This window comes from Ensifer sp. PDNC004, from assembly GCF_016919405.1.
GTDB lineage: Bacteria > Pseudomonadota > Alphaproteobacteria > Rhizobiales > Rhizobiaceae > Ensifer.
This window is the reverse complement of the sequence record NZ_CP070353.1, coordinates 147,272-160,076: the sequence shown is the minus strand read 5'-3', so window position 1 is coordinate 160,076 and position 12,805 is coordinate 147,272. Positions and strand designations below refer to the sequence as shown.

The 12,805-nt window shown below is 63.6% G+C and carries 10 protein-coding genes; 6 read left to right on the top strand and 4 right to left on the bottom strand.

The annotated features are described in order from the left end of the window. The first annotated feature begins 159 nt into the window (after positions 1-159). The 5 genes from JVX98_RS08650 to JVX98_RS08630 all read left to right on the top strand — a co-directional run bounded on the left by JVX98_RS08650 (position 160) and on the right by JVX98_RS08630 (position 5,716). Entirely contained in the window at positions 160-1,410 is a 1,251-nt protein-coding gene (locus JVX98_RS08650; RefSeq protein ID WP_205238324.1) for a DUF3419 family protein, read from the top strand. A gap of 36 nt (positions 1,411-1,446) precedes the next feature. Then, positions 1,447-2,082: a class I SAM-dependent methyltransferase gene (locus tag JVX98_RS08645; protein WP_205239410.1), complete on the top strand. Its 636-nt coding sequence runs from the start codon at positions 1,447-1,449 to the stop codon at positions 2,080-2,082. A gap of 239 nt (positions 2,083-2,321) precedes the next feature. After that, complete coding sequence (locus tag JVX98_RS08640; RefSeq protein ID WP_205238323.1) at positions 2,322-3,113, top strand: GH25 family lysozyme; 792 nt, start codon at positions 2,322-2,324, stop codon at positions 3,111-3,113. A 141-nt stretch (positions 3,114-3,254) separates the two neighbouring features. Then, positions 3,255-4,484: a lytic murein transglycosylase gene (locus JVX98_RS08635; protein WP_205238322.1), complete on the top strand. Its 1,230-nt coding sequence runs from the start codon at positions 3,255-3,257 to the stop codon at positions 4,482-4,484. Between the two features lie 293 nt (positions 4,485-4,777). Continuing rightward, positions 4,778-5,716: a DMT family transporter gene (locus tag JVX98_RS08630; protein WP_205238321.1), complete on the top strand. Its 939-nt coding sequence runs from the start codon at positions 4,778-4,780 to the stop codon at positions 5,714-5,716. A gap of 742 nt (positions 5,717-6,458) precedes the next feature. Here the strand turns inward: JVX98_RS08630 and metF are convergent. From metF to JVX98_RS08610, 4 genes are all read right to left on the bottom strand, one after another. After that, on the bottom strand, positions 6,459-7,406 hold the full coding sequence (gene metF / locus JVX98_RS08625) for a methylenetetrahydrofolate reductase [NAD(P)H] (RefSeq protein WP_192446760.1): 948 nt from the start codon (positions 7,404-7,406) through the stop codon (positions 6,459-6,461). Between the two features lie 2 nt (positions 7,407-7,408). Continuing rightward, positions 7,409-8,428, bottom strand: coding sequence for a metalloregulator ArsR/SmtB family transcription factor (locus JVX98_RS08620; RefSeq protein ID WP_043615837.1), 1,020 nt, complete (start codon positions 8,426-8,428; stop codon positions 7,409-7,411). 602 nt (positions 8,429-9,030) lie between these two features. Beyond that, the gene (gene ettA / locus JVX98_RS08615) at positions 9,031-10,680 is read right to left on the bottom strand and encodes an energy-dependent translational throttle protein EttA (RefSeq protein ID WP_034792366.1); all 1,650 of its coding nucleotides are present in this window, start codon (positions 10,678-10,680) and stop codon (positions 9,031-9,033) included. 207 nt (positions 10,681-10,887) lie between these two features. After that, positions 10,888-11,667, bottom strand: coding sequence for a ribonuclease T2 (locus JVX98_RS08610; RefSeq protein WP_246764980.1), 780 nt, complete (start codon positions 11,665-11,667; stop codon positions 10,888-10,890). Between the two features lie 188 nt (positions 11,668-11,855). On the opposite strand from JVX98_RS08610, the gene JVX98_RS08605 reads away from it, so the two are divergent. Further along, on the top strand, positions 11,856-12,791 hold the full coding sequence (locus JVX98_RS08605; RefSeq protein WP_205238320.1) for an alpha/beta fold hydrolase: 936 nt from the start codon (positions 11,856-11,858) through the stop codon (positions 12,789-12,791). The last annotated feature ends 14 nt before the right edge of the window (positions 12,792-12,805 follow it).

Sequence of the window (12,805 nt, the reverse complement as noted above, 5' to 3'; positions counted from 1 at the left end):
AGGCGGTGCTAGCACGTCAGGGTTTAATGAATTCTTATGGGTGAAAAATTGTATATTTGGGCTCCGGAGGCCGGCCCGACCCTTGTGGGAAAGCCCGTCATCAAAGTGTAGCCGAGTCACTTTAGAAGCGCCTAAGTTTCAACTGGATGACCGGCAGAGATGAATGAACTCGCTCCCGACGTAGGCTTTGGCAGAAAAAATCCAAAGCTGAAAAACGCCCTGCTCCAGCACAAGACCTTCTCCCTCGCAGGCCTCTCGGAACGCCTCTTCGGCCTGCTTTTTTCGGGCCTCGTCTATCCGCAGATCTGGGAGGATCCGATCGTCGACATGGAGGCGATGCAGCTGACCCCGGAAAGCCGGATCGTCACCATCGGCTCCGGCGGCTGCAACATGCTGACCTACCTGTCGGCCGGCCCGCGTAGAATAGACGTCGTCGACCTCAACCCGCACCACATCGCGCTCAACCGCCTGAAGCTCGCGGCTTTCCGCCATCTGCCGAACCACAAGGACGTCACCCGCTTCCTGGCGACGCAAGGCACAGCCACCAACGTTCAGGCCTTCGACCTTTTCCTCGCGCCGAAACTCGATACGGCCACGCGCAGCTACTGGAACGGCCGCGACATGACCGGCCGCCGGCGCATCGGCGTCTTCGGGCGCAACATCTACCGCACCGGCCTGCTCGGCCGCTTCATTGCAGCCAGCCACCTGCTTGCCCGCCTGCACGGGGTCAACCCGGAAGACTTCGTCCAGGCGCGGTCCATGCGCGAGCAACGACAGTTCTTCGACGAGCGCCTGGCGCCGCTGTTCGATCGTCCCGTCATCCGCTGGATCACCGGGCGCAAGAGCTCGCTGTTCGGCCTCGGCATCCCGCCGCAGCAGTTCGACGAGCTCGCAAGCCTCAGTGCCGAGAAGTCGCTCGCCGCCGTACTGCGCCATCGCCTGGAAAAGCTCACCTGTCACTTCCCGCTGCGCGAAAACTACTTCGCCTGGCAGGCCTTCGGCCGCCGCTACCCGCTGTCGCATGAAGGCGACCTGCCGCCCTATCTTGATGCCAGCGCCTATGAGGCGATCCGCAACAATGCCGAGCGCGTCGAGGTGCATCACGCAAGCTTCACCGAGCTTCTCGCCGGCAAATCCGCCGGCTCGGTCGACCGCTATATCCTGCTCGACGCGCAGGACTGGATGACCGACCAGCAGCTGAACGACCTCTGGACCGAGATCACCCGCACGGCGGATGAAGGTGCCGTCGTGATCTTCCGCACGGCGGCGGAAGACAGCATCCTGCCCGGCCGTGTCTCCCCGGCCCTGCTCGACCAGTGGCACTACGACGCCGAAACCGCACTGCGGCTCGGCGCCGATGACCGCTCCGCCATCTATGGCGGCTTCCACATCTACCGCAAGAAGGGCTGAAACGTGCAACAGGCCGGGATCTCCCACGCGCGGCGCATGGACCACATGTACCGCTATCAGCGGCACTTTTACGATCTGACGCGGAAGTACTACCTCTTCGGCCGCGACACGCTCATCCGCGACATGAACCCGGCCTCCGGTGCCTCGGTGCTTGAGGTCGGTTGCGGCACCGGCCGCAATCTGGCGCTGATCGGCCGCTGTTTCCCTTCGGCCCGCCTGTTCGGGCTCGACATCTCCCAGGAAATGCTGACCTCGGCCGATGCGAAGCTCAACCGCGGCGGCAGCGGGCGCGCCACGCTCCACGTCGCCGACGCGACGGACTTCGACCCGGCGATCTTCGGCGAAAAGGGTTTCGACCACATCGTCATCTCCTATTCGCTGTCGATGATCCCCGACTGGCAGAAGGCGATCGATGCGGCGATCGCAGCGCTGAACCCGGGCGGCTCGCTGCACATCGCAGATTTCGGCCAGCAGGAACGCCTGCCAACGAGCTTCCGCCGGGCGCTGCACGGCTGGCTGAACCGCTTCCACGTGACGCCGCGCGAGCGGCTGTTCGACGTGTTGCGCGAGAAAGCCCGGCAAAATGGCGCTGATCTCGAGCGCCGCGCGATCGGTCGCGGCTATGCCTGGCTCGCCGTTTACCATCGCCCTTTCGTGGCGATCGCCGCCTGAGGCGGCAGGCGGTTACACCAACGTTTTCCACCCCGGCTGGGATAGCCATTCCAGCAAGCGCCGAAACCGCCTGGTTTTCGGCGCTTTTTAGCTCTTCGACCGTCCGCAATTCCCGCTTGAGCTAACTCAATTTTTACGATGATATGGTGAAAATGAGGTTCACGCCTCACTGGGGAAATCACCGACAGGGAAGCCATCGTGTGAGGCAGGATCATCGATCGTCTCTAGACAGGAAAATCATGCGCCGGCTTCTCCTGGCTCTGCTGCCTCTTGCCACCCTTCTTTCGGGCTGCTCGTCGACCGACTATGACCTGATGCAGACGGCTTCGATCCCGCCGCGCTTCCAGGACACCGACCCGCAGAACTTCGGCACGCGCACGCCACAGCACCACAACATCCACGGCATCGACGTCTCGAAATGGAATGGCGATATCGACTGGATGAAGGTGAAGAACTCCGGCGTCTCCTTCGCCTTCATCAAGGCGACCGAGGGCAAGGACCGGGTCGATACGCGCTTTGCCGAATACTGGCAGAAGGCGCGCGCCGCCGGCATCCCCTACGCGCCCTATCACTTCTATTACTTCTGCTCGACCGCCGACGACCAGGCCGACTGGTTCATCGCCAATGTGCCGAAGAGCGCGGTCTATCTGCCGCCGGTTCTCGACGTCGAGTGGAACGGCGAATCGAAGACCTGCCGCCATCGCCCGACACCGGACGAAGTGCGCGTCGAGATGAAGCGCTTCATGGACCGGCTCGAGGCCCATTATGGCAAGCGCCCGATCATCTACACCTCTGTCGACTTCCACCGCGACAATCTCGTCGACCAGTTCAAGGAACATCACTTTTGGGTGCGCTCGGTCGCCAAGCATCCGGGTGAGGTCTATGTCGAGCGCCGCTGGGCGTTCTGGCAATATACCAGCACGGGGGTCATCCCCGGCATCGACGGCGCCACCGATATCAATGTCTTCGCCGGCTCGGCGAAAAACTGGAAGAACTGGGTCGCCGCGGTCTCGCAGCTGAAGCAGAACTGACATTCCTGCCGATAGGTGCGGCAGGAAAACCCATTTTCTTCTTTCGGTCATAATGCTCTGAAAGAGCAACGACAGATTTCGTAGCGATTTGATTGCCCGTGGTGGCGCGAGGCGCCCCACGGCAAAGAAAGGAATTTCATGATGACCCGCACAGCCCGGCGCGCGCTCGCCTCCGTCGCTCTTCTGGCGCTGACCGCGTCGGCCGCTGCCGCCCAGACCGCAGCCTCGACAGGCACGAAGGCAGCAACCCCGGCCGTTGCCTGCGGTGGCGATCTCGCAGCCTTCCTTCAGGGCGTGAAGGCCGAAGCGATCGCCAAGGGCGTTCCGGCCGATGTCGCCGACCGGGCGCTCGCCGGTGCCGCCATCAATGAAAAGGTCCTCAGCCGCGACCGCACGCAGGGCGTCTTCAAGCAGACCTTTACCGAATTCTCCAAGCGCACGGTCAGCAAGTCCCGCCTCGATATCGGCCAGCAGAAGATGAAGGAATATGCCGACGTCTTTGCCCGCGCCGAGAAGGAATTCGGCGTGCCGGCCCCCGTCATCACCGCCTTCTGGGCCATGGAGACCGACTTCGGCGCCGTTCAGGGCGACTTCAACACCCGCGATGCGCTGGTAACGCTGTCGCATGATTGCCGCCGCCCGGAAATGTTCCGCCCGCAGCTGATCGCGGCGATCGAGATGGTGCAGCATGGCGACCTCGACCCGGCAACGACGACCGGCGCCTGGGCCGGCGAAATCGGCCAGGTGCAGATGCTGCCGGAAGACATCATCGCCTATGGCGTCGACGGCGATGGCGACGGCCACGTCAACCTGAAGAAGAGCTCGCCCGACGCGATCCTGACCGCCGCCAAGTTCATCCAGAGCCTCGGCTACAAGGCTGGCCAGCCGGTAATCCAGGAAGTCAGCGTTCCCGAAGAGCTCCCCTGGGAAAAGACCGGCCTGCAGCCGGGCATGAAGGCCAGCGACTGGTTCGCGCTCGGCGTCAAGCCGCGCAACGGCGACACCGCCTTCGGCAATCTCGAGGCATCGCTGGTGCTGCCGCAGGGCCGCAAGGGCGTGGCCTTCCTCACCTACCCCAACTTCAACGTCTATCTCGAATGGAACCAGTCGTTCATCTACACGACGTCGGCTGCCTATTTCGCGACCCGTCTCGGCGGCGCGCCGACCTATGAAGGCGGCAACCCGGAGCCGGGCCTCGACGACACCGGTATGAAGGCGCTGCAGACCAAGCTGCAGACGCTCGGCCACGACGTCGGCAAGATCGACGGCATCCTCGGCTCCGGCACCCGCGCGGCACTCCAGAAGGAGCAACTCCGCCTCGGCCGTCCGGCCGACGGCTGGGCGACGCTCGAACTCCTGAACGCGCTCTAAGCCCGAACCGCCGTTCAAAAATCATGGCCCCGGAGATCGGATCGATCTTCGGGGTTTTTTCATTCTGCGGCGACCGACCGGATCCCGATCGATGAGAGCTTGCCGGCCGGCCCCGATCACGTCCCTTCACGATCGCCGCAAGAACCGGGTGGTTCCGCCGGACGTGCCGGGCTATGTATCATGTGTCGGAGCACAACCGATCCGGGAGCGGTACCCAGGCGCTTGCGCCACGGCGTCCACCCGGCGGTGGAAGACTGACGGCCAGCACACAATCAGCACGGATAGGCATCACCATGAATGCGCGAACCACCGTCGATGGCAATCAGATGAGCGCCGGGACCTGGGCTCTGCTTGCCCTGCTCGGCCTGATCTGGGGCGGATCGTTCTTCTTCGCCCGCGTTGCTGTCGCGCATGTGCCGCCCTTCACGCTGGTGTTCCTGCGCTTGGGCCTGGCAGCCCTGGCGCTGCATATCTATATCCACGGCCGCTTCGGCATGTACGAGGCGCTTGCCGGCCGCTGGCGCGAATTCGCGCTGATGGGGCTGATCAACAACGCCATTCCACACGCCTTCATCTTCCTTGGACAAACCCACATCGGCGCCGGACTGGCGGCGATCCTCAACGCCACGACCCCGGTCTGGACGGTGATCATCGCCAACATGGCGACCGAGGACGAGAAGCTGAGTTCCGCCAAGATCGCCGGCTGTCTGCTCGGGCTCACCGGCACCGTCGTCCTGATCGGGCCGAGCGCCGTTGCCGGTCTCTTCGGCACCACAAGCAGCGTGCCGCTCTGGGCGCTGCTGCTGCCGGTGCTTGCCGCCATCAGCTATGGTTTCGCGGCGACCTACGGCAAACGCTTCCGCGATCTCGCCCCTCCCGTGACGGCCGCCGGCCAGTTGACCGCCTCGACGCTGATCGCGCTGCCCGTGGCTGCCTTTACCGACACGCCCTGGCTCTTGCCGATGCCGCCCGTCGAGGTGATCCTGTCGATCCTCGGACTGGCGCTGGTCTCGACAGCCTATGCCTACATCCTCTATTTCCGCATCATGCGTGCGGCCGGCGCCACCAATGCCTCGCTGGTCACGCTGCTGGTGCCGCCAAGCGCAATCCTGCTCGGCTACCTCTTTCTCGGCGAGACGCTGCAGGCGGCCGATTTTGCCGGCATGGTGCTGATCGCCCTTGGCCTCGCCGTGCTCGACGGTCGGATCCTGCGGTTCAGGCGGGTCGCCTGACATTCTGTCCCCCGGCGTTGCAGGAAAGCCCACACGCCTGAAGTGCTTCGCACCGCGTGAAAAGGACGAGGTTTGCGGGGAATCGACAGCCGATTTTCGTCCCGCTCCGAGCCACTCACGCACGGTTACAAACGTTTATATTAACCTTGCCGAAGCGATTGTGAAAAAAATGTGGCGGCCAGGAAACTTAAATGAAATCAGAACTATAGACCTGTGAATAAGGCGGCGCCGGCTCACGCATTTCGCACTGCAGCACAAGTTTCCCTTTAACGTGTCGTGATTTCGCCCTATGTTTTAACGCGTTAACGCAGGGAGGGTCTTCCATGGGCCTTACACATTCGCTGAATGTCCTCATGATCAGTGCAGCGTTCGTATTCGTGGCCACGATGCTCTTCATCTAAGGAGCGGCCGCTGAGAGTCCAAACCGAATAGGGACTTAAATTTCCGGGAAACCATTTTGCAGCACCAAGCCAGTTAGACCGCCAGAGAGCTTAAGGTCTAGACGCTGCGACAAACGAGAAAGCGCCTGAAGATCGATCTTCGGGCGCTTTCCTTTTGGTGGATGCGGTAGCGAGCGGCGCGTTGCTGCGACCCGCAGCCGATCAAGCCTCAACGGGCATGGACCCATATAAAGCGCCACGGCGATCGTCGAGGCCTGCCAGAACGCGAGGGCGTTTCGCAGCCATGCGCAAGTTCAAGACAGCGGAGCGGCCCTCGCCCGTCGCAAAAGTGCGGGCGACAGTCAGGCGGCCGCGCCGGCCGCCACCATCAGCGGTGCATCGATCGCGCCCGCCGCTTCCACGCCGACCCGTTCGAAACCGACGAGATCCAGCACGGCTGTCACCAGCGGCGTGCGATTCATCGTATAGATATGGAAGTCGCGTACACCACGCCGGGCGAGATCGACGATCTGCTCGGCGGCAATGTGCGTCGCCTCCTTGAAGCGCTCGACCGGCTGGTCCTCGAGATGCGCGAGCCGCGTAACGATCGCCTCCGGCACGGTGGCGCCACAGAGGCCGGCAAACTTCTGCACCTGCGCCAGATTGTTGATCGGCAGGATGCCCGGAACGATCGGGATGTTGACGCCGGCGCGCCGCACCCTTTCGAGATAGCGCTCGAAATCGTTGTTGTCGAAGAAGAACTGGGTCAGCGCCCGGGTTGCGCCCGCGTCGACCTTGCGCTTCAGCATGTCGATGTCAGCGGCCACGTCAGGGCTCTCCGGGTGCTTCTCCGGATAGGAGGAGACGGAAATCTCGATGTCGTCGCCACGCGCACGGATCGCCCGCACGAGGTCGGTGCTGCTGGCGTAACCCTCGGGATGCGGCTGGTAGGTGCTGCCGATGCCACCCTGCGGATCGCCACGCAGCGCCACGAAGTGGCGGACGCCGAAGCTGAGATACTCGTCGATGACCGCATCGACTTCCGCCTTCGGCGCGCCGACGCAGGTCAGGTGCGCGGCGGTATTGGCAAAGCCGCTCTCCGCGATCAGCCGCCGGACCGTCGTCAGCGAACGCGCCTTGGTCGAGCCGCCGGCGCCGTAGGTGACGGTGATGAAGGCCGGGCCGAAGACCGAAAGGTCGTCTGCCGTCTGGAAGAGCTGCGCTTCCATTTCGTCGGTCTTGGGCGGGAAATATTCGAAGGAGAGCCGGAGATTGCCGCGTTCGGCCGGGTAAAGCGTCTGTGCCGTCATATTCATACTCCCCCCGCCTGGACACGCGGCCGCGGCGTTTCATTCTCGTTCACGGCCCGCCGATCACGCGCGAGCCAGATCGTCACCGTCAGTTTTCCATCATTCGCCCCCTCAGGCGAAAGATCCGTGGTCTTTTCGAGCACAAGGCCAGCCTTCGCCAGCCAATCGGCCATCGCCTGGTGCGAGAAGCCGAGGCGCGCATGGGCGTGCTCGTCGCGCAGATGCTCAAGCCCATGCGGCGCGAAGTCGATGATGACCAGCCGTCCGCCCGGCATCAGCATGCGCGCGGCTTCCGCGATCGCCGCTTCCGGCTCCTCGAGGAAATGCAGCACCTGGTGAATGGTGACGAGGTCGAAGGTCTGGCCATCGAGCGGCAGGTTGAAGATGTCGCCATGGCGGATCGACGCCTTGGTGATGCCGGCACGGTCGAGATTGGAGCGCGCCACCGCCAGCATGTCGCGGCTGGCGTCGACGCCGATGCCGCGGCGATAGAGGCCCTCGAAGAGCTGCAGGATGCGACCCGTGCCGGTGCCGAGATCGAGCAGGCTTTCGACCGGCTCGTCGCCGACCATCTCGCGCAGCTTCGCCTCGACGTCGCGCTCGCTGACATGCAGGCGGCGAAGCTCGTCCCAACCGGCGGCGTTTCGGCTGAAATAGGCCTGCGCCTTTTCCGACCGCGCCTTCTTCAAGGTGGTGAGCCGGGCCGCGTCACGCGCAAGCACCGCGTCGTCGGCCGAAGCGGAAGCCAGCATCGCCCGCACGAGCCCGACCCGGGCACCGTCCTGACGGAGGCGGAAATAGGCCCAGGCGCCCTCCTGGTAGCGGTCGATCAGCTCGACCTCCGCCAAGAGCTTCAGATGCCTGGAAATGCGTGGCTGCGATTGACCGAGAATTTCGGTAAGATCGGTGACGGTCAGATCGCCGGCGGCGAGAAGCGCGACGAGACGCATGCGGGTCGGCTCGCCCGCCGCCTTCAGCACGTCCACCAACGCATCCAGACCCAGTTCTCTCTGCAGAGCCATAGCGATCCCCATCAACACATAAAGATATGTTTATGTGATTTGCGGTGGTGACGCAAGCGGATTTGCGCGGAGAGACCAAACAATGGCGCCGGCGGAATAGAAGCTTGTGCATGGACGCCATGCGCCACAAGCGATGCTTCAGGCGGCACGTCAGGAGGCCTGCAGGGGCCGTCTCAACAGGCCTGCTTCACCATCCGAAGAAGGGCAACGCCACTCACTCGAGACAGACTTGACACCCTTCCCGGTAGCGAGCCCCGCTATCCGGGCCTCGGCCTGCCCCAGACACGCCGCGCCCTGTTTGGTTACCCGCCTCGCCGCAGCGGCACAAAAACCCGCAAACGCCCTGCTCGCGTCCGGCATCGGGACGGCAACTGCCGAGCGGTTCGCCACGCCTCCGGAGCGTCCTGCAAGTGCGGCTGAGGCGCGGCCACGGCGACAAACGAACCCCGTACGCAAACAGCCCTTGGCCGGATTTAGCGATCGGTGGCAAAGGAAAACGGGCGAAGCCTGCGCCTCGCCCGTTCCTTGAACCATTCGTGCGGCGCCCGCTTTAACGGACGCCGCATACTCCCGCGCCGCAACGTGGCGGCGCCGATTGCGAGTTAGCGCGTCAGGCGCTTGTAGGTAACGCGCTTCGGGTTGACCGAATCCGGGCCGAGGCGGCGGATCTTGTCCTTCTCGTAGTCTTCGAAGTTGCCTTCGAACCACTCGACCTGGCTGTCGCCTTCAAAGGCGAGGATGTGCGTTGCCAGGCGGTCGAGGAACATGCGGTCGTGGCTGATGATAACGGCGCAACCGGCGAAGTTTTCGAGCGCGATTTCGAGCGCTGCCAGCGTCTCGGTGTCGAGGTCGTTGGTCGGTTCGTCGAGCAGCAACACGTTGCCGCCGTTCTTTAGCATCTTGGCGAGGTGAACGCGGTTGCGCTGACCGCCAGAGAGGTTGCCGACCTTCTGCTGCTGGTCGCCGCCCTTGAAGTTGAAGGTCGAGCAATAGGCGCGCGAGTTCATCTCGTGCTTGCCGAGCTTGATGACTTCAGCACCGCCGGAGATTTCTTCCCAGACGGTCTTGTTGCCGTCGAGCGCGTCGCGGCTCTGGTCGACATAGCCGAGGTGCACGGTATCACCGATGCGGATCGAGCCGCTGTCGGGCTGTTCCTGGCCGGTGATCATGCGGAAGAGCGTCGTCTTACCGGCGCCGTTCGGGCCGATGATGCCGACGATGCCGCCCGGCGGCAGCTTCAGCGACAGGCCGTCGATCAGCAGGCGATCGCCATACCCCTTGGTGACGCCTTCCATCTCGATGACCACCTGGCCGAGACGTTCGCCGACCGGGATGATGATCTGCGCGTCGCCGGGACGCTGGTTTTCCGCCGCGTTGACCAGTTCGTCATAGGAGCGGATACGCGCCTTGGACTTGGCCTGACGAGCCTTGGGGCTGGATGCGATCCATTCCTGTTCGCGAGCGATCGCCTTCTGGCGGGACGCCTCTTCGCGACCTTCCTGCTGCATGCGCTTGGCCTTCGCAACCAGGTAGGCCGAGTAGTTGCCCTCGTAGGGGATGCTGCGGCCGCGGTCGAGTTCGAGGATCCAGCCGGTGACGTTGTCGAGGAAGTAACGGTCGTGGGTGATCATCAGCACGGCGCCCGGATACTCGCGCAGGTGCTTTTCGAGCCAGGCGATCGTCTCGGCGTCGAGGTGGTTGGTCGGTTCGTCGAGGAGCAGCAGGTCCGGCTGCGAGAGCAAGAGCTTGCAGAGCGCAACGCGGCGCTTTTCACCGCCCGACAGGTTGGTGACTTCCGCGTCGCCCGGCGGGCAGCGCAGCGCTTCCATGGCCATTTCGACCTGACTTTCCAGATCCCAGAGGTTCTGGCTGTCGATGATATCCTGGAGCTTGGCGCCCTCTTCCGCCGTCTCGTCGGAATAGTTCATCATCAGTTCGTTGTAGCGGTCGACGATCGCCTTCTTCTTGGCAACGCCTTCCATGGCGTTTTCAAGCACCGTCTTCGTCGGATCGAGCTGCGGCTCCTGCGGCAGATAGCCGACGGTCGCACCCTCGGCCACCCAGGCTTCGCCGGTGAACTCCTTGTCGAGGCCGGCCATGATGCGTAGAACCGTCGACTTACCGGCGCCGTTCGGGCCGAGAATACCGATCTTGGCGTCCGGGTAGAACGACAGATGAACGTTCTCGAGAACCTTCTTCGCGCCGTAGGACTTATTAAGCCCGGCCATATGATAGATGAACTGACGTGCCATGAGGGAATGCTCCGCAGGGATAAGGAAATTTGCCCGCTATGTAGGCGAATTAGTGGAAGGGGGCAATGATCAAAGGCATCCGCCCCCGCCTATCCCAAAACGAGCATCCCAATCGGCACGCCCGGCATGCCGCACCGGGAGGCGCCACAAGCCGGCTCCGTGAAGGCCGCACCTTAAGCGCTGACATGCCCAACCGGGCAAAACGCCCTACCCGCGACCGGCGGCATCGGCGATACCCTTGGCGCACTTGAACTCGGTCGCGCCCGCCGCCTGGATCAGCGGCCCGAGGGTCGCCGCCTTCATGACGTCACCGGTGAGCCCGATCGTCAGCCCGGTGATGATGCTGCGGCCCTGAACCGTCTGGCAGCGCATGCGCACCCGGTCGCCGGCGCCAGCGCCAAAGCTCTGGTCGAAGGCCTGCTTGATCGTCGCCTCATCGAGTTCCGCGCCGACACGCTGGCGGAAAAGTGCCCCGACCGCCGAGCGGTTGAGCTCTTCCAGCATGCGCAGTTGCACCGAGAAATAGTCGTCGACCGAGCCGCTCTGGCAGGTACCGCTTCGCAGCCACTGGTGCCGGTCGAGACCGGACTGCACGCCCGGCATGGCGATCAGCAGCCGCGCCGCCGTGTCGTCGGCCATGGCAAGCTTCGGCAACTCCAGCCAACTGCCCTTGCGGTCGGTCGCCCGCACCTCGGCCGCGACCCCGCAATAGCTCTTGCGCAGCGGCCACAGGCCGTGCAGCGAGAGGTTGGTGGCATCGAAGCGTTCCGCCGTCTGGCTCTCGCATTCCTTGCGCTGCGGCCGTGTCTCGCAGAAACCGGGCTGCCAGCTGACCGCCAATACATATTGGGTTCGGCTCGCAGTCCCTTCGGCAGCCCCTTGGTCCGCGCGTTCCTCACCGGCAGCAAAGGCGGCGGGCGCAAGCAACAGCACCAACGCGGCCACGACGCCCGCCACAGAACCCGACATCGCTTTAAAGAAACTCATCATGGCATCCTCCCGAGAAAACAAAACAGGAACGAATATCGCTCAAAACGGGAAAATTGCAACTCCTAATGCGCTTGCCGTCAAATCGCTTGTGACCTCATGCGCAACGATCAACAAGCGGCGATTGCCTTTGCCGTGCAAATCGATTTGAAATCGCTGAGGTCTGTCGATTGTTTCCGGGAGTAGAGATGTTCGGGCAGGTGAAGACACATCAAAGCCCGACCGGTGCCAGCTTGAGCTGGCGCCACGTGCCGGCAACAGCCGATGCCCGCGGCATTCTTCTCTTGAGCCATGGCCTAAGTGAACATTCCGGTCGTTATGCCCGCTTTGCCGAAGCAATGGCAGCACACGGCTTCCACGTCTATGCCCACGACCATCGCGGCCATGGCGCGACGCGCGCGCCCGACGCGCCGCTCGGCATGTTCTCCAACCGCGACGGCCTCGACAAGGTGTTTGCCGATATCCGTGCCATTCGCGCGATCGCGACCGCCGCCCATCCGGGTCTGCCGGTCATCCTCTTTGGCCATTCCATGGGCGGGCTGATTGCGCTCAACGCCGCCGAGACCGATCCCGGCCTCTATGATGCGCTCGCCGTCTGGAACTCCAACTTCCGCCCGGGCCTTGCCGGCCGCGGCGGGCAGGCGATCCTGAAGGTCGAAAAGGCGCTCAAGGGATCTGACGTGCCGAGCCCGCTCCTGACCAAGCTCACCTTCGGCATGTGGGGCGGCGCGATCAAGGATCGCAAGACCGATCTCGACTGGCTGTCGCGCGACGATGCCGAGGTCGCGAAATATGCCGCCGACCCGCTCTGTGGCTCCGATGCCACCGTCTCGCTCTGGCTCGACCTGTTCCGGCTGTCCTTCGATGGCCCCCGGCCCGAGCGGCTGGCGCGGCTGAAGAAAGACCTGCCCATCCATCTCGTTGGCGGCAGCGCCGATCCGTCGACCGAGATGGGCAACGCCATCCGCTGGCTCGGCACGAAGATGAAGGCGGCGGGCCTCAGAGACGTTACCGTCACCGTCTATGACGGCATGCGCCACGAAACGCTGAACGAAATCGGCCGGGAACAGGCGACGGCAGACTTTGCCGCCTGGTGCTTGCGCGCCGTCGCAGGGCGGCGCTGACCGGAATTATCATG

Excerpts from the sequence above, each read along its gene's own strand:
- JVX98_RS08650 (WP_205238324.1), top strand. The coding sequence starts at position 160 with ATGAATGAACTCGCTCCCGACGTAGGCTTTGGCAGAAAAAATCCAAAG.
- JVX98_RS08645 (WP_205239410.1), top strand. The coding sequence starts at position 1,447 with ATGGACCACATGTACCGCTATCAGCGGCACTTTTACGATCTGACGCGG.
- JVX98_RS08640 (WP_205238323.1), top strand. The coding sequence starts at position 2,322 with ATGCGCCGGCTTCTCCTGGCTCTGCTGCCTCTTGCCACCCTTCTTTCG.
- JVX98_RS08635 (WP_205238322.1), top strand. The coding sequence starts at position 3,255 with ATGACCCGCACAGCCCGGCGCGCGCTCGCCTCCGTCGCTCTTCTGGCG.
- JVX98_RS08630 (WP_205238321.1), top strand. The coding sequence starts at position 4,778 with ATGAATGCGCGAACCACCGTCGATGGCAATCAGATGAGCGCCGGGACC.
- metF (WP_192446760.1), bottom strand. The coding sequence starts at position 7,406 with ATGACGGCACAGACGCTTTACCCGGCCGAACGCGGCAATCTCCGGCTC.
- JVX98_RS08620 (WP_043615837.1), bottom strand. The coding sequence starts at position 8,428 with ATGGCTCTGCAGAGAGAACTGGGTCTGGATGCGTTGGTGGACGTGCTG.
- ettA (WP_034792366.1), bottom strand. The coding sequence starts at position 10,680 with ATGGCACGTCAGTTCATCTATCATATGGCCGGGCTTAATAAGTCCTAC.
- JVX98_RS08610 (WP_246764980.1), bottom strand. The coding sequence starts at position 11,667 with ATGAGTTTCTTTAAAGCGATGTCGGGTTCTGTGGCGGGCGTCGTGGCC.
- JVX98_RS08605 (WP_205238320.1), top strand. The coding sequence starts at position 11,856 with ATGTTCGGGCAGGTGAAGACACATCAAAGCCCGACCGGTGCCAGCTTG.